The organism is Bradyrhizobium sp. WSM4873 (assembly GCF_055811355.1).
In genome coordinates this window covers 145464-162833 of the sequence record NZ_JBVVPS010000012.1, presented here as the reverse complement: position 1 = coordinate 162833, position 17370 = coordinate 145464, and the positions used below count along the sequence as shown (strand labels likewise).

General features: G+C 64.7%; 14 protein-coding genes. 13 read left to right on the top strand and 1 reads right to left on the bottom strand.

What is annotated here, in order from left to right; all coding sequences use genetic code 11:
- The first annotated feature begins 191 nt into the window (after positions 1-191).
- The 13 genes from oxlT (AC0L21_RS18230) to AC0L21_RS18170 all read left to right on the top strand — a co-directional run bounded on the left by oxlT (AC0L21_RS18230) (position 192) and on the right by AC0L21_RS18170 (position 16304).
- Positions 192-1478 (top strand): oxalate/formate MFS antiporter, encoded by a 1287-nt coding sequence (gene oxlT / locus AC0L21_RS18230; protein ID WP_473263198.1) that lies wholly within the window; start codon positions 192-194, stop codon positions 1476-1478.
- Positions 1479-1733: 255 nt separating this feature from the next.
- Positions 1734-3056: an oxalate/formate MFS antiporter gene (oxlT, locus tag AC0L21_RS18225; protein ID WP_473263197.1), complete on the top strand. Its 1323-nt coding sequence runs from the start codon at positions 1734-1736 to the stop codon at positions 3054-3056.
- Positions 3057-3232: 176 nt separating this feature from the next.
- A complete protein-coding gene (locus AC0L21_RS18220) occupies positions 3233-3658 on the top strand; it encodes a CBS domain-containing protein (protein WP_473263196.1) in 426 nt (141 codons plus the stop codon).
- Positions 3659-3762: 104 nt separating this feature from the next.
- On the top strand, positions 3763-4782 hold the full coding sequence (locus AC0L21_RS18215; protein WP_473263195.1) for a 2-dehydropantoate 2-reductase: 1020 nt from the start codon (positions 3763-3765) through the stop codon (positions 4780-4782).
- The gene (locus tag AC0L21_RS18210) at positions 4779-5567 is read left to right on the top strand and encodes a fumarylacetoacetate hydrolase family protein (RefSeq protein ID WP_473263194.1); all 789 of its coding nucleotides are present in this window, start codon (positions 4779-4781) and stop codon (positions 5565-5567) included. The genes AC0L21_RS18215 and AC0L21_RS18210 overlap by 4 nt, the downstream gene beginning before the upstream one ends.
- A 229-nt stretch (positions 5568-5796) precedes the next feature.
- Complete coding sequence (locus AC0L21_RS18205) at positions 5797-7203, top strand: hypothetical protein (protein WP_473263193.1); 1407 nt, start codon at positions 5797-5799, stop codon at positions 7201-7203.
- Between the two features lie 129 nt (positions 7204-7332).
- Entirely contained in the window at positions 7333-8046 is a 714-nt protein-coding gene (locus AC0L21_RS18200; protein WP_473263192.1) for a hypothetical protein, read from the top strand.
- Between the two features lie 171 nt (positions 8047-8217).
- Entirely contained in the window at positions 8218-8418 is a 201-nt protein-coding gene (locus AC0L21_RS18195) for a hypothetical protein (RefSeq protein WP_007608336.1), read from the top strand.
- A 69-nt stretch (positions 8419-8487) separates the two neighbouring features.
- A complete protein-coding gene (locus AC0L21_RS18190; protein WP_473263191.1) occupies positions 8488-9138 on the top strand; it encodes a hypothetical protein in 651 nt (216 codons plus the stop codon).
- A 1029-nt stretch (positions 9139-10167) separates the two neighbouring features.
- On the top strand, positions 10168-11163 hold the full coding sequence (locus tag AC0L21_RS18185; protein WP_473263190.1) for an NAD(P)H-dependent flavin oxidoreductase: 996 nt from the start codon (positions 10168-10170) through the stop codon (positions 11161-11163).
- Between the two features lie 26 nt (positions 11164-11189).
- Positions 11190-12158, top strand: coding sequence for a quinone oxidoreductase family protein (locus AC0L21_RS18180; RefSeq protein ID WP_473263189.1), 969 nt, complete (start codon positions 11190-11192; stop codon positions 12156-12158).
- Positions 12159-12372: 214 nt separating this feature from the next.
- The gene (locus AC0L21_RS18175) at positions 12373-13746 is read left to right on the top strand and encodes a cation diffusion facilitator family transporter (RefSeq protein WP_473263188.1); all 1374 of its coding nucleotides are present in this window, start codon (positions 12373-12375) and stop codon (positions 13744-13746) included.
- A gap of 227 nt (positions 13747-13973) precedes the next feature.
- Positions 13974-16304, top strand: a complete 2331-nt coding sequence (locus AC0L21_RS18170; RefSeq protein WP_473263187.1) for a PAS domain-containing sensor histidine kinase — start codon at positions 13974-13976, stop codon at positions 16302-16304.
- Between the two features lie 3 nt (positions 16305-16307).
- Here AC0L21_RS18170 and AC0L21_RS18165 read toward each other — a convergent pair whose 3' ends face one another.
- Complete coding sequence (locus AC0L21_RS18165; protein WP_473263186.1) at positions 16308-17201, bottom strand: LysR family transcriptional regulator; 894 nt, start codon at positions 17199-17201, stop codon at positions 16308-16310.
- Positions 17202-17370: the final 169 nt, after the last annotated feature.

Here is a 17370-nt window from a genome sequence, read left to right as displayed (position 1 = left end):
CTACTTTTGATGAATGGCCCCGGATGACGGGGCCATTTCTACTTGTGCCGTCCTGAGTCACAGCCGCAACCGGGCAAGGTCCTGCGGCATTTGCGCACGGTGACCGGACCAGCGCTTGAAGCTTGGCATAATGCATACAAGAATGCCGTTCCAGCGCTCGCAGAAAAATGAGAGGCGCCACGGGAGGCTTTATGACGGACATGGTGCAAGCAACCGCCCCTACAGCCGCGCGCGTTAGCGACACGTATCGCTGGGCGCAATTGGCGGTTGGCGTCGCGGCGATGGTGATGATCGCCAACTATCAATACGGCTGGACGTTCTTCGTCCCCGACATCCAGAAGAAGTTCGGCTGGGATCGTGCGTCGATCCAATGGGCCTTTACCCTGTTCGTCCTGTTCGAGACCTGGCTCGTGCCGATCGAAGGATGGTTCGTCGACAAATACGGTCCGCGCCTCGTCGTCCTGGTCGGCGGCGTGCTCTGCGCCGCCGGCTGGGCGATCAACGCGCAGGCGACCACGCTCAACGGCTACTATCTCGGCATGATCATTGCGGGCATCGGCGCCGGCGGCGTCTACGGCACCTGCGTCGGCAACGCGCTGAAGTGGTTTCCGGACAAGCGCGGTCTTGCCGCGGGCATCACGGCCGCGGGCTTCGGTGCAGGCTCTGCGCTGACCGTTGCGCCGATCCAGGCCATGATCAAGGACAGCGGTTTCCAGACCACCTTCCTCTATTTCGGCCTCGGACAAGGCATCATCATCTGCATTCTCGCCTTCTTCCTGCTGGCGCCGAAGGCAGGCCAGGTGCCCAGCGTGGTGGCGAACGCCAATCTGCAACAGAGCCGCCGCAACTATCAGCCGACCGAGGTACTGCGCCAGCCGATCTTCTGGCTGATGTACTTCATGTTCGTGATCGTCGGCGCCGGCGGCCTGATGGTGACGGCCAATTTGAAGCCGATCGCGGCCGACTGGAAGATCGACAACGTGCCGGTCACGTTGATGGCGGTGACGATGACCGCGGTGACCTTCGCGGCCACCATCGACCGCGTGCTCAACGGCCTGACGCGTCCATTCTTCGGCTGGATCTCCGACATGATCGGCCGCGAGAACACGATGTTCATCGCCTTCGGCATGGAAGGTATCGGCATCTGGATGCTATACCTCTGGGGCCACGATCCGCTGTGGTTCGTGCTGCTCTCGGGCTTCGTGTTCTTCGCCTGGGGTGAGATCTACTCGCTGTTCCCCTCGACCTGCACCGATACGTTCGGCGCCAAGTTCGCGACCACCAATGCCGGCCTGCTCTACACCGCGAAGGGTACGGCCGCGCTGCTGGTCCCGATCGGCAACTACATGCAGCAGTCGTCTGGCAGTTGGGACAACGTGTTCATCATCGCGGCCGGCGCCAACATCCTGGCCTCGGCGCTGGCGATCGCGGTGCTCAAGCCCTGGCGCAAGGTCGTGGTCGCGCAATCGACCGTCTGACGCACTCCAAAGCGCTTCTCGCGCAAAACGCCCGGCCTCGCGGCCGGGCGTTTTCGTTTTGCGCGAAGCTTCGGCGATCCCGCCGTGGTGCAAACGGAACTCGCATTTTGTCGCCCGCGCGCCAAGATAAGGCTTGCAATCTGGAATATGGTATACCAAGCTCGCCACTGCGCTTGCGACGATAAGCCACAATATTGCGACATCAGGTCATCTTGCGACCGGTGCCGAACCAGACAGGCGCTCGGGAGGTTTTTGATGATTTCCAGCACCGATGGCGCCGTCACGGCCGCGCCTCTTCGCACAGGTTTCCGTTGGCTTCAGCTGGTCATGGGCATCGTCTGTATGGCGATGATCGCCAACCTGCAATACGGCTGGACGCTGTTCGTCGATCCGATCGATCACGCGCACCACTGGGGACGCGCCGCGATCCAGCTCGCCTTCACCATCTTCGTCGTCACCGAAACCTGGCTGGTGCCGATCGAGGCCTGGTTCGTCGACAAATACGGCCCGCGGATCGTCGTCATGTTCGGCGGCGTCATGATCGCGCTGTCGTGGATTCTCAACTCCTATGCCGATAGCCTCACCTTGCTCTACGCGGCCGCGATCATCGGCGGCATGGGCGCGGGCGCGGTGTACGGCACCTGCGTCGGCAACGCGCTGAAATGGTTTCCCGATCGCCGGGGCCTTGCGGCCGGTGCGACCGCCGCCGGCTTCGGCGCAGGCGCTGCACTCACCGTCGTGCCGATCGCGGCCATGATCGCAACGAGCGGCTATCAGCACGCGTTCCTCACCTTCGGGATCGGCCAGGGCGTGATCGTCTTCGTGCTCGCCTTCTTCATCCAGCCGCCGCGCATCTCGATCCCGCCGAAGAAGAAGCAGCTCAATCTGCCGCAGACCAAGATCGACTTCACCCCGCCCCAGGTGCTGCGCGCCCCTATTTTCTGGGTGATGTATCTCGTTTTCGTCATGGTCGCCTCCGGCGGCCTGATGACCGCGGCGCAGATCGCTCCGATCGCGCACGACTTCAAGATCGCCGACACGCCGGTCACGCTCGCCGGCTTCCAGATGGCGGCATTGACGTTTGCGATCTCGCTCGACCGCATCTTCGACGGTTTCGGACGGCCCTTCTTCGGCTTCGTCTCCGACACGATCGGCCGCGAGCACACCATGTTCATCGCCTTCGGCACCGCGGCGCTGATGCTGCTGACGCTGTCCGCCTATGGCCACGTGCCTGTCGTTTTCGTGCTCGCCACCGCGGTCTATTTCGGCGTGTTCGGCGAGATCTACTCGTTGTTCCCGGCGACCTGCGGCGACACCTTCGGCTCGAAATTCGCAACCACCAACAACGGCATGCTCTACACCGCGAAGGGGACGGCGTCCCTGCTCGTTCCGCTGGCCAGCGTGATCTCGGCCACGTATGGCTGGAAGGCCGTGTTCGTGGTCGCGGTCGCCTTGAACGCGACGGCGGCCCTGATGGCGCTGTTCGTGATCAAGCCGATGCGCCGCTCCTTCATCCTCGGCAAGGAAGCCGAGAGCGCCAACGCCGCGACGGGGAACGCCAAGACCGAGACGGCATAACGAACACGCACCTTGCACGGGTGACACAGGGGCGCAGCGATGCGCCCCTTTCTTTTTGGCTGACGGCAAATGTCAGCATTGCTGCCGCAAGATTTTGCGGATCAGCCAAATCGAACGCTTGACGATTGGTATTATGTATACCACACTTGCTTCATCATTCACCCAGGGAGGTTGCAATGCTGGTCGGAGACATTCTGCGCAAGAAGACACCGCGCGTTGTCACGGTGCGAATGAACGAAACGGTGGGTATCGCCGCCAAGCTGATGCGCGCCAACAATATCAGCGCACTGGTGGTGAAGGACGTGGTCCGCTCCGAGGGTAATACCGCGGTCGGCATGTTCACCGAGCGCGACGTCGTGCGCGCCGTTGCCGAGCACGGCGCCAATGCCGTCAACGTCAAGGTCTCGCAGCTCGTCTTGGTGCAGCAGCTCGTGTCCTGCACGTCGAGCGACACGATCGAGCACGTTCGCCATCTCATGAACCGGAATCACATCCGGCACCTGCCTGTCATCGATGATTACAGCCTCGTCTCGGTCATCAGCATGCGTGACATCGCGTCCTTCATGGACGAAGCGATCAACGGCACGCCGCAAGCAGCTTAGAGCGCCTCACTTCCCCTGCGACTACCGGACCCGGCTCGGACCCTTCCGAGCCGGACCGGATCTTTCGTCCCGAAATCCGGCTTCCGCTGCTTCGCGAGGATTCCATGAAGATCTGCATCTACGGCGCCGGCGCAATCGGCGGATATCTCGGGGTTCAGCTCGCGCGCGCGGGCGCCGACGTCAGCCTGGTCGCACGCGGCGCGCACCTTGCCGCGATGCGCGAGCGCGGCCTGACCCTGCTCGCGGGCGAGGAGAAGCACACCGTGCATCCGCGCTGCACCGATGATCCCACCGAGCTCGGCGTGCAGGACTACATCATCATCACGCTGAAGGCGCACTCGATCACCGGCGTGATCGAGACAATGCAGCCGCTGCTCGGACCCCATACCCGCATCGTCACCGCCGTCAACGGCATCCCCTATTGGTACTTCTACAAGCACGGCGGCCAATACGAGAATTCGACGCTGGAGAGCATCGACCCCGGCGGACGGCAGTGGCGCGAAATAGGCGCCGAACGCGCCATCGGCTGCATCGTCTATCCCGCCACCGAGATCGAGGCGCCCGGCGTGATCCGTCACGTCTACGGCAACAACTTTCCGCTCGGCGAGCCCTCCGGCGAGACCACTCCGGACGTGCAACGCCTCGCCGATCTCTTTGTCGCAGCCGGGCTGAAAGCGCCGGTGCTCGATCGCATCCGCGACGAGATCTGGCTCAAGCTGTGGGGCAACGTCTGCTTCAACCCGATCAGCGCACTCACCCATGCAACGCTCGACGTGATCTGCACCGATCCAGCCACCCGCGCGCTGTCGCGCGCGATCATGATGGAGACGCAACGCATCGCCGAGACGTTCGGCGTCAAATTCCGTGTCGACGTCGAGCGCCGCATCGAAGGCGCCCGCAAGGTCGGCGCGCACAAGACCTCGATGCTGCAGGATCTCGAGCGCGGACGCCCGATGGAGATCGACCCGCTCGTCACCGTCGTGCAGGAGATGGGCCGCCTCACCAGCATCGCCACCCCCGCGCTCGATTCCGTGCTGGCGATGGTCACCCAGCGCGCCCGCATCGCCGGTCTCTACGACGGCATCTCGACGCCATCGGATCCGCGCGCACTGGCGGTGGCATGATGGCTGGCGAGGTCAAACGATGGCTCCGCTTCCGCAAGAGCGGTGCGACCTGCTTCGGCACGCTGAATTCGTCAGGCATCAGCGTGCATGAGGGCGACATGTTCGGCAGCCATGCAGCCACCGGCAAGACGCTGGCGCTGTCGGAGGTCGAACTGCTCGCGCCCTGCGCGCCCAGCAAGATCGTCGCGCTCTGGAACAATTTTCACGCGCTCGCGGCCAAGCTCAACCAGCCCGAGCCGCCGGAGCCGCTCTATCTTCTGAAGGCCACCACCAGCATCACGACACCCGGCGCGGTGATCCGCCGTCCCTCTTATTACGACGGCAAGACCACCTATGAAGGCGAGCTCGGCGTCGTCATCGGCAAGACCTGTGCGCGGGTGTCGCCGGCGGAAGCGGACGGCTGCATCTTCGGCTACACCTGCGTCAACGACATCACGGCCAACGATATCCTGACCAGCGACCCGACCTTCCCGCAATGGGCGCGGGCCAAGGGCATCGACGATTACGGCCCGTTCGGCCCCGTCATTGCCACCGGTCTCGATCCGGCCAGGCTGGTGGTCCGCACCATCCTCAACGGCGCGGAGCGGCAGAACTATCCGATATCGGACATGATCTTCACCGCGCAGGAGCTGGTCAGCAGGATCTCCCACGACATGACCCTGCTCCCCGGCGACCTCATTGCCGTCGGCACCTCGGTCGGCGTCGGCGTGATGAAAGAGCCGGTGAACACGGTAACCGTCGCGATCGACGGCATCGGCGAATTGACCAACGAGTTTCGGCTGTAGCGCAATCTGTCATTCCGGGCTCGCGCTTCGGAATGACGGCGGAATGAGCCAGCGCCGCCCCGCAGAGGGAAACCCGGCAACCTCACACCGCACTCCGCCGATCGGCTGACGCATTCAGCCGTGGATCGTGCGACCGGACCTATCCGGCAAGCCCCCGCCGCCCTTGATCTCGGTTCCGCTCTCCAATAGCAATTATGGCGATAATGTGTGCCGGCGTGAGGAAGTCACGATGTGGCTGTTTTTCCTGGTTGCCTGGTTTGTTCTGCTCGCTGCCATCGCGATCTTCGCCCAGCAGGCGCTCGGTTACGATGTCGGCCACCTGCCCACCTGGTTCGGAGGCCTGCCAGTCCCGCAGCGGTTTGCGACCGGCGCGATCCTGGCCTTGGCGCTGGCACTGATCGGCGCCTCCGCCTGGCTGTTCTCGCGCCAGGACCGGCGCCTCGACACATTGCGCGATCGTCTCAAGAAGACCCGCGAGGACGTCGTCGTCGCCCACGCCCTGCAGAACCACCTCGACGCCACCGTCCAGCACCTGATCGAGAGCGATCCCCGGGAGGCCGTCTCCGCCCTGCACGACAAGCTGGGCGAGACCGAGCAGCGCGCCCTGCTGCAGCGGGGCCGCAACGAATCCACCGACATGCACGACCAGCTCGCCGAAATCCGCCGGCGCCAGCAGGAACTGCGCGACATGGTCGGCAAGGCCGCCGAGCAGCGCCGCGCAGTCGAGCCCGTTTTCACCGAGATCCGTGACCGCCAGAACCAGCTCGAACGCTCGCTGCACGACCTCGAAACCGACGACCGCAAGAACAACCTCGCCGACCGGCTGAAGGACATCGCGCGCGACGTATCGACGCTGCTATCCCGGGTCGGCACGGTCCAGAACACCTTTGCGACCCTGAACCAGTACAAGGAAGATCTGGCGAAGTCCCACGCCGAGCTGGTGCCGCTGCGCGCGTCGGACGCCGGCCTCAATGCCTTGATCGGCGAGCTGGGCCTCAGCCATGAGCGCCTCACCATGAGCGTCGACGAGCTCGAAACCGGCGGCGAAGCGCCGCTTAGCACCCGCGTCGAGATACTGTCGAAGAACAAGATCGAGATCGAGCAGCGCCTGGCCCGCATCGAGGACAGCTTCCACATCCTCAAAGGCATCGGGCTCGATTTCGAAGAGCTCGGCCAGCGCCGGGCCCAGCTCGAACGCTCGCTCGCCGGTGTCGAGATCGACGCCGAGGGCAATACGCTTGCCGACCGCCAGAATGCGCTGAACGATTTTGTTCTCCAGTCGCGCCAGCGCCTCGGCGCGTTACAGGAAACGCTGGCGACGCTGAACGCCTTCAAGACGGAGCTGTCGAAGTCGCAGGCTGACCTCGTCCCACTGAAGGCGCCCGTGTTCGGCATCGAGGCGATGATCGCGGACGTCGGCACGACGCGCGACCTCCTCGCCAAAACCGTCGGCGAGATCGAGGCGAGCGGCGACGTCAGCCTCGCCTCGCGCGTCGACGCGCTGACCAGGAGCAAACGCGAGGTCGAGGACCGCCTCGCCCGCATCTTCGACAATTTCAACGCGCTCGACGGCTTGCGAAAAGACATCGGCGGCATCTTCTCCACGATCCGGAATAGCCTGAACCGGATCGGGTGAAGGCAGTCCGTAGCGACATCCGGGGCGCGCGATGCGCAAAGACCCCGGATACCGCTTCACTCATCCGAGCTACGATCGAAACAAGCGTCGAGCTCGAACCGCGATCTCTCTCGGCGCGACTAATCCCCCATGCGCTTCATCCTCGGCCTTCTGTCTGGTCTCGTCGGCATGCTGGCCGGCTGGTCCGGACTTGCGATCCTGGTGGCGACGCTCGCGGGGCCGGACCGGGATGGCGGCACCGCCATGGGGGCCTTCTTCCAGATCGGGCCGATCGGCGGTGTCATCGGGTTTATTGTCGGCCTGTGGCTCTTCAGCAGGATCGGCATCGTCAGAGAGAGCGTCTCTCCGTCCGACGCGGAGGTGCCCGGCACCGCAGCGGCCTCCCGCAGCCGCATCTCGTTTCCCTTTGCCGTCACGCTTGTGCTGCTGATTGCGGGGCTCGGCTGGTGGGCGTGGTACGAATTCGTCCGCTCGCCCACCCTCTCGCACGGCTTCATGACGCTCGAGCTCCAGTTCAAGCTGCCAGCCGGCATGACCTTGCCGGCAAGGGAGGACGTGCGGATCGAGGTGCAGGAACGACAGGGATATACCGTGGCCGAGTTGACCAATCGCTGGCATGGTCATGACGGCGATCGTCAGGTGATCCTCACCTCCGCCTCGCTGATGTACAAAACACCCCACCGCCTCGTCACCCTCACTTTGCCCAACCAGCCCCCACAATCGTGGCGGCTCGATCTCTCCTCCGATCCAGATCCGACACCGGGCTATTCGGACTGGCACGTTGCGGAGGGCACGCCATCCGCAAAGGTCGAGATGAATTTTCGCCTGAGCGCCGACCGGTGAGGAGCGCTCGGCGCCACTCCGAAGCATCTGGACACATCACATCTCGGCGCGCACGGCAGATGCCGCCAACATGTCGCGCGGATGCCGCACTGTAGACGCATTCGGCCGCCCTTCTGTGAGGCGTGTCTGGGGGCACGGCGGTGCCGTGTTTGGACCAAACCTTCTAGGGGTGTGACTGTGAAGAAGATTGTATTTGTTGTGGGTGCTACGCTTGCTCTGGTGACGGTTGCGAATGCTGCGGATCTGCCGCGCCGCCAGCCCGTTCCCGTCTATTCCGAGCAGGCGCCGATCGGCAAGATGCCTATTGGCAAGAGCCCGGTTGGAAAGGCCCCGATCGGCAAGGCGCCCGGCCCCGTCGCGGCGCGCTACTGACGCGCAGCGAAATACGCGCGGAAGCAAAGCTGGACTCTGCGTGAGTGGCCGACAGTCGAGGGGCATAGCGTGACGAACAAACCTGATCGATCCGGACCCTGCATCCTTGCGGGATTCGCGCTCGCGGCCCTGCTCGCGTGCACGACGCCCTCGGCCTGCGCCCACGAAGCGAACAAGCGCGTTGCTGAGGCAAACGCGCTTGCCACGACCGAGACCGCATCACGGCCGGCGCTGCAAACGACGCGGCGCGCAGTCGCGCGCGCGGAGAAAGGTCCGTACTACGTCGATTTCCGCGCCCGCACGGCCGCAAGCTGGGGCCACGCCTTCGTCTGGTACGGCAAGACCAGCGAGCGCGCCGTCGAGGTGGCAGGGCTCACGCCGGCCGGCGACACCTGGGCCTATGTGCTCGGTCACCTCACCTGGGTGCCGGCGGAGACCGGCGCGAGCTACGGCGATCTCGACCCGGACTATTTGACCGCGAACTACCGCGTCTATCTGAACGAAGCCGACGCCAAGCGCGTGTTTGCCTATATCAAGAAATTGCAGGCGAGCTCGCCGGTCTGGAACGCCGAGACCACCAATTGCACCGGCTTCATCGGCGACATCGCCGAGTACATGGGATTGAAGGTCCCCTACCGCTGGCAGCGCCCCGAAAACTTCGTCAACAGCCTCAAGGAAATGAACGGCGGCCGCCAGGTGGTGCGGCTGTCGACGGAATAGCTGAAGCCCTCTTGCCCGTCGGGCAAAACACCCGCAAATTTCCCGCACCGCCTGTCAATCCCCGCCCGCCAAAATATTCCACTTTACCGAAATTCGGATTTGTCGTAGGTACGACACACCCTGACCCGGGACAAGGGGCGGATCGCGATCGTCACGAACCGCGGGTTGGGCAGCGATGGACGCGACGGCGTCGGGCGCGGCGAGCCTTGCAGGGCGGGAAACCGTGAGCACAGGCTTCGCGCCTACGACACGGCGCCGACAGCGTCTTCGCATGGTTTCGGGTGCGAGCACACGCCAGCTCTCGAAGTCCCAGCGAGGACGTGCGCGGACGAACAAGTCGTGTGGTCCTGACGCCCGGGGTCTGTGCGTCAAGTCCTGCAGTGATGTGGCGGTCCAACCGGGCGCGCGCATCAGTCATCTGCATGGCGACGGGGGCATAGTGCATCGCTCCCCGGGGAGAGCACGAAGGACACGTTAAAACCATCGCGCAGGGAAGGCCGGGCGATTGGCTGACCTGTGGTCCACCCCGTGTGCATTCTTTTGGCGCACGGACTTGCGGGTGCCAGCCGGCGCCCGGCCTTCCCTGCGCCCTTGTCACGACAAGGGCGATGCGATCAGGCAAAGCTCGGGCGAATGCGCCGCGAGAGGGCGGAGGCGTGCCTTGCGATTGACGAGGTGCGAATTTGCGCGCGGCCGCGAGCGTAAATCTATCACCGTCACCCTGAGGTGTGAGCAGCGCGGTGCGAATGCACCGCGAGGCGAGCCTCGAAGGGCGACAGCCCGGCTCTCGCAGCGTGGCCGCTCATCCTTCGAGGCTCCTACCCGGTGCTACGCACCGCGCAGGTCGCACCTCAGGATGACGGAGCAATAATCGTGCGCTCAAATTATCCGCCCTGCGGAATCCCCCCACTCCCCGCATGATCGCCCCGCCTCCACAGCACGCCGGCGCAATAGACTTTTCCCGACCCGGGCGGCATCCTGCCGTCATCAAACGATAACAGAGCGCCACGCAGGCGGAGGAAACAGATCATGCTGCAGACACGGTTCACCAAGCTCGTCGGTGTCGAGCATCCGATCGTCCAGGGCGGCATGCAATGGGTCGGGCGCGCCGAGCTGGTCGCCGCCGTCGCCAATGCCGGGGCGCTCGGATTCATTACGGCACTGACCCAGCCGACGCCGGAGGACCTCCGGAAGGAGATCGCCCGCTGCCGCGATCTCACCGACAAGCCGTTTGGCGTCAACCTCACCATCCTGCCCGCCATCAAGCCGCCGCCTTATGCCGAATATCGCGCCGCCATCATCGATAGCGGCATCACGGTCGTCGAAACAGCCGGCAACAAGCCGCAGGAGCATGTCGACGAGTTCAGGAAGCACGGCGTCAAGGTCGTGCACAAATGCACCAGCGTCCGTCACGGGCTCTCGGCCGAGCGCATGGGCGTCGACGCCATCTCGATCGACGGGTTCGAATGCGCCGGCCATCCCGGCGAGGACGACACCCCCGGCCTGATCCTGATCCCGGCCGCCGCCAACAAGATCAAGATCCCGATGATCGCCTCCGGCGGCTTTGCCGACGCCCGCGGCCTGGTCGCCGCACTGGCGCTGGGCGCCGAAGGCATCAACATGGGCACGCGCTTCATGGCGACCAAAGAGAGCCCCATTCATCAGCTCATCAAGGAGAAGATCGTCGCCAATGACGAGCGCGAGACCGAGCTGATCTTCCGCACCATGCGCAACACCTCCCGCGTCGCCAGGAACGAGATCTCGACCAAGGTCGTCGCGATGGAGAAGGAAGGCGCCAAGTTCGAGGACATCCGCGAGCTCGTCGCGGGCGCCCGCGGCAAGATGGTCTACGCGACCGGCAACTCGGACGAAGGCATCTGGTCGGCGGGCCAGGTCCAGGGCCTGATCCAGGACATCCCGACCTGCGCCGAACTGATCTCCCGCATCGTGCGCGAGGCGGAGGCCATCATCCGCAGCCGGCTCGAAGGCATGATCGTTCATCCGACAGCGCAGGCTGCGGAATAATCACCGGCAAGAAGCGAGAGCAATACATGAAGGCTTATGTCTACGGCCCTGGTGGCGCTGCAATTTCCGAAGTCGCTGAACCAAAGCCTGAAGGCACGCAGGTGCTGGTCCGGGTCCGCGCCTGTGGCCTCAATCGCGCCGACACCGGCATGCGCAAGGGCCACGCCCATGGCGCGGCCGGCGGTGCTGGGACCGTGCTTGGCATGGAATGGGCCGGCGAGGTCGCCGCGCTTGGACCGGATGCCAAAGGAGTCGAGGTCGGCGACCGCATCATGGGCTCGGGCGGCGCGGCGTTTGCCGAATACACGCTGGCCGATCACGGCCGGCTGTTCCGCGCGCCCTCGAACATGAACTTCGAGGAAGCCGCCACCCTGCCCGTCGCGCTCGCGACCATGCACAACGCCGTCGTCACCATCGGCGGCGTACAGCCCGGGCAAGCGGTGCTGATCCAGGGCGCAAGCTCCGGCGTCGGCCTGATGGCGATGCAGATTGCCAAGCTCAAGGGCGCCAGGCTCGTGATCGGCTCCTCGACCGACGCCACCCGCCGCGGCCGGCTGAAGGAGTATGGCGCCGACCTCGCGGTCGATTCCTCCGACCACACATGGGTCGACGAGGTGCTGAAGGCGACGAACGGCGAAGGTGTCGACCTCATCGTTGACCAGGTCTCGGGCAAGGTCGCCAGCCAGAACCTCGCGGCGACGAAGGTAAAAGGCCGTATCGTCAATGTCGGCCGGCTCGGCGGCACCCATGCCGATTTCAACTTCGACCTGCACGCGGCCCGCCGCATCGATTATGTCGGCGTCACCTTCCGCACCCGCACCATCGCGGAAGTCCGTGAGATCTTCGACGAGGTCAAGAAGGACATCTGGGGCGCGGTCGAGTCGCGAAAACTGCAGCTGCCGATCGACAAGGTGTTTGCCTTCGACGACATCGACAAGGCATTCGAGCACATGGAGGCCAACAAGCACCTGGGGAAGATCGTCGTGACGCTGTAGTGACCGCGGGCGGCGAGAGGCCATATGGCGCGCTCTCTCCATTCGTCATGGCCGGGCTTGTCCCGGCCATCCACGCACCGCCGCGGCTGAAAAAGACCGTGGATGCCCGGGACAAGCCCGGGCATGACGGGGCTGACCCGCTCCTGCAACTCACTAGCGTCTTCGCCTGTGGATCGTCGCTTGATGTTCAGTCATAGGCTGCTAAATCCCCGCCATGAGCTCCCAACACAACAAGACCTCGGTCGCAGCGATCTCGATCTTCGCCAGTGGCGGCATGGCGGCGGCCAAGTTCGCGGTCGGAATCGCGATCGGCTCGCTGGCGCTGATCTCCGAGGCGCTGCATTCGTCGATCGACCTGGTCGCCACCATCATCACCTGGGCGGTGGTGCGGGTGTCCGACAAGCCGGCGGATGAAGAGCATCATTACGGCCACGGCAAACTCGAAAGCGTCTCGGCACTGGGCGTCACCGCCCTGCTCTATGTGCTCGCCGGCGGCATCCTGGTGGAGTCCTACAGCCGGCTGCGCGAGGGAACCGCGCCGCCGACGATTTCGGCCGTGCCGTTCGTGGTGCTGGTGATCGACATCGCCGTCAATCTCTGGCGCGCCCGTGCCCTGCACCGCGCCGCGCGGGAGACCAGGAGCCAGGCGCTCGCCGCCGATGCGCTGCATTTCGCCTCCGACGTGATGGGCTCGTTCGCCGTGATCGTAGGCCTGATCCTCGCCGCCCTCGGCTTCTGGTGGGGCGACGCGGCTGCCGCCGCCGCGGTTGCCGTGATGATCGCCCTGCTCGGCCTGCGCATGGCCGGCTCGACCGTGCAGACGCTGGTCGACCGTGCCCCCGAAGGCGCGCATGAGACGGCCACGGCCGCGATCCGCAACGTACCGGGTGTGATCGACGTCGAGCGGCTCCGCGTGCGCATGGTCGGGGCCACCACATTTATCGACACGATCGCAAAGGTGCCGCGGACTTATCCCATCGACCGGGTCGAGGACATCAAGCGCAACGCGCAAGCAGCCGTCGAGAAGGCCTTCGGCGATACCGACCTCACCTTCACCGCAGTCCCCGTGGCGCGCGACAACGAGACCGTGCGCGACCGCATAATGGTCATCGCCCACAATTCGGGCCTCGCCATCCACCACGTCACGGTGCACGATCTCGGCGCCAAGCTGATCGTCAGCATCGACCTCGAGGTCGACGCCGGGATGCAGCTCGACGCCGCCCATGACGTCGCCAACACGCTGGAACGCAACATCCAGGAAGAGTTCGGCGCGGACGTCGAGGTCGACGTCCACATCGAGCCGCTGGAACCGGAACTGCCGTTCGGGGCCGATGCTGAACCGGAACGGGTGCGGGCCATCGCCGCCGCCCTGACGGAATATGCCGCCGACGGCGAGATCCACGACATCCACAATGTCCGCGTCCGCAACACTGACGCCGGCGAGATCGTCAACTTCCACTGCCGCGCCGAGCCGTCGATGAGCGTGATCAGGGTGCACGAGCATGTCGACGCGATCGAGCGCGCGTTGCGGCGCGCGTTCCCGAGCGTGAAGCGCGTCATCAGTCACGCCGAACCGCCGCGCGCGTGACGGAGAATGTGCGAGGAGTCACACGTTCTCGTTTCGGACTCGCCGCGCACGTAACTTTGCGGACGCGCGACGCACAAACTGCGCATTGGATAAGAATAAATTCGCGTTAACGATTCGTTGACTCTCGACAGCCCGCGAAATCTGGATTCAAATCGACCATGATTCGGAAGCGATGTGGGGCTGCTTCCGAACTCAAGTTGCAAGCAGGTTTCCAGGGGGCTTTAGGCATGTCGCGTGCAGACGCCGCGAACGCGTGCGTCCAATCCGATTCGATCAAAGGATTGGCGCAATCGATCGCGAAACCTGCCTATCATCGGCTCCTGATCGCGGAGCCTGCGCTGCGCCGTGCCGTGCCGACGCTCATCATCGCGTTCCTGATCACGATCTGCCTCGGCGCGTTCGTGCAGGTCGTCGACCAGACACGCCAGAAGCGGCTGGTGATCCGCCACGACATCTCGGCGCTCGCCGACCTGCTCGCCGAGCGTATCGACCGCCTGACCTCCGGGCGACAGGAGCGGCTGAAGAACATCGAGAGCCTGCCGGCGCTGCTGCCCGATCTCATTCCATCCTGGGGCACCGCCTCGGGCCGCCACGTCATCGTCACCTCGGCCGGACTCGACCGCCGCATCCTCGCCCGCATCCCGATCGACAGCGATCCCTCGGGCAACGACCGCCTGCTCGACGCAATCACGACGGCGCAACTGCTGGCGGCGCCGCCGCGCGACGACAACATCTCCGACATGACGCTGCCGAACGGCAACGCCGCAATGGCGACCTCGCGGCAGATCAAGTCGCTGCCCGGCTTCGTGACCGTGATCCAGGAGCGCAACGAGCCGATCTGGGGCTCGGACGCCGCGCTGTCGGTAACGCTGTCGGCCACCACCGGCTTCGTGGTCCTGATCCTCGGCTTCGCCTTCCACTGGCAATCCACCCGTGCCCGCGAGGGCGACCTGATCAACGACGCCGTGCGCGGCCGCATCGACACCGCGCTCAACCGCGGCCGCTGCGGGCTGTGGGACTGGGACCTGTCGCGCGGCCGCATCTTCTGGTCGCAGTCGATGTTTTCGATGCTCGGCCTCGACGGCCGCAACGAGCTCCTCACCTTCGGCGAGGTCAACGCGCTGGTGAAGTCCGACGACATCGACCTGTTCGAGATCGCCGACCAGCTCATCTCCGAGAAGATCGACCACATCGACCAGACCTTCCGCATGCAGCATGTCGACGGCCACTGGATCTGGCTGCGCGTCCGCTGCGAAAAGACCAGCGGCGCGACGGACTCCAGCGTTCACCTGATCGGGATCGCCGTCGACATCACCGAGCAGAAGAGCCTCGCCGAGCGGACCGTGGAAGCCGATCTGCGCCTGCGCGACGCCATCGAGACCATCCCCGAAGCCTTCGTGCTGTGGGACGCGAGCGACCGCCTGGTGCTCTGCAATTCGCACTTCCAGCGCCTGCACAAGCTGCCCGACAGCGCCGTCATCCCCGGCACTTCTTACGAGACCGTGCTCGAGGTCGGCCGCATGCCCGAGGTCCGCACCCGGCACAACGAGACTGCGAGCCAAGGCCCCGGCGCGCGCACCTTCGAGGCGCAGCTCGACGACGGCAGCTGGCTGCACATCAGCGAGCGCCGCACCAAGGACGGCGGCTACGTCTCGGTCGGCACCGATATCACCCGCATCAAGGAGCACGAGCAGAAGCTGGTCGACAACGATCTACGCCTGCGCGCCACCGTCATCGACCTCAAGCGCTCGCAGGCAGCCCTGGAGCGCCAGGCGGGCGAACTCGCCGATCTCGCCGAGAAATACCAGCGCGAGAAGACCCGCGCCGAGGAAGCCAACCAGACCAAGTCGAAATTCCTCGCCAATATGAGCCACGAGCTGCGCACGCCGCTGAACGCGATCATCGGCTTCTCCGAGATCATGGGCTCGGGCATGTTCGGCGAGCTCGGCTCGGAGAAGTACCAGGAATACTGCCACGACATCCTGACCAGCGGGCATTATCTGCTCGAAGTCATCAACGACATCCTCGACATGTCCAAGATCGAGGCCGGCCGCATGAAGCTCGACATGGAAGAGCTCGACCTGGCGCAGACGCTGGCGGAATCCCTGCGGGTCGTCACCGGCCGCGCGCAGGACAAGCACCTGACGCTCGACGCCGACATTGCCAAGTCCATCTCCGTCGTCGCCGACCGCCGCGCCACCAAGCAGATCATCGTCAATTTGCTCTCCAACGCCGTGAAATTCACGCCCGACGGCGGACGCATCGTGGTGCGCAGCCGAGAGCTCGACGACAGGATCGTGCTGATGATCGCCGACACCGGCATCGGCATCGCACCGCATTCACTGGCGCGGCTCGGCCGCCCTTTCGAGCAGGTCGAGAGCCAGCTCACCAAGACCTATCACGGCTCGGGACTGGGGCTTGCGATCGCCCGCTCGCTGGCGCAGCTTCACGGCGGCTCGATGCGGCTGCGCTCCAAGCTGGAGGTCGGCACCGTCGTGCGCGTCACCCTGCCCCGCGACGCGATCAAGTCGGCATCAGGAATATCGGCCGCGGCCTGATGGCTACGATTGCAGCGACGGCGCGACTTCCCGCGCGACATTGACCAGCGCCGCAATCAGCGGCGTCATCGGATCGCGCTGCGGGATCACCATGCCGATGCTGTAATTGACGTCGGGATCGGTGATCGGGATCGACCGCACCGTATCGGACAGGCCGAGCGTCTCGGCGAGCTTGGCCGGCATCACGCTGGCCCAGCGCCCCGTCTTCACATGCGTGAACAGCACGAGCAGCGAATTCGAGGTCAAGGTCGGCGTCGCCTCGGCACCGACCGAACGTAACGCGCGGTCGATGATGCGACGGTTCTGCATGTCGGGCGTCAGCAGGCACAGCGGCACCTGTCCGACCTCCTTCCACGTCACCGTCTCGCGATCGCCGAACATTCCATCGGGCGCGGTGAGCAGGCGATAGCTCTCGCTGTAGAGCGGGATGGTGCGCACCTTGCCGATCGGCTCGTTCTCGATATAGGTCAGCCCCGCATCCACCTCGAGATTCTCGAGCAACCCCAGCACCTCCGATGAGGTGGTGGACTGGATGCGGAAACGCACCTCGGGATGTCTGGCGCGGAACGGCGTCGTCAGCGCAGCGACCATGCCGAGCACGGTCGGAATTGCGGCTATACGTATCTCGCCGGAGAGCTGATGCTTCAGCCCGTTGATCTCGTCACGCATCGCGCGGGCATCGCCCACGATCCGCCGCGCCCAATCCAGCGCCCGCTCGCCTTCCGGCGTAAAACCCTGGAAGCGGGAGCCGCGCTGGACCAGCATCACGCCGAGGATCTCCTCGAGCTGCTTGAGCCCGGTCGACATCGTCGGCTGCGTCACGCCGCAGACCTCCGCCGCGCGTCCGAAATGCCGTTCCTTCGCCAGCGCCAGCAACAGTTCAAGCTTGTCGAGCAACCGGTCATCCCCTCGAATTGTGTGGTGGCATACAAGCTAGCATGCTCGCCCCCTTCCAACACGCAAAAACCGCCCGGCGGACGGCTTCAATTGCAATTTCAGATCGAGTGATCGCCATCGCAAATCGATCGGAATCCGCAATCGCAGCATGAGACAGCTTTATTGATCT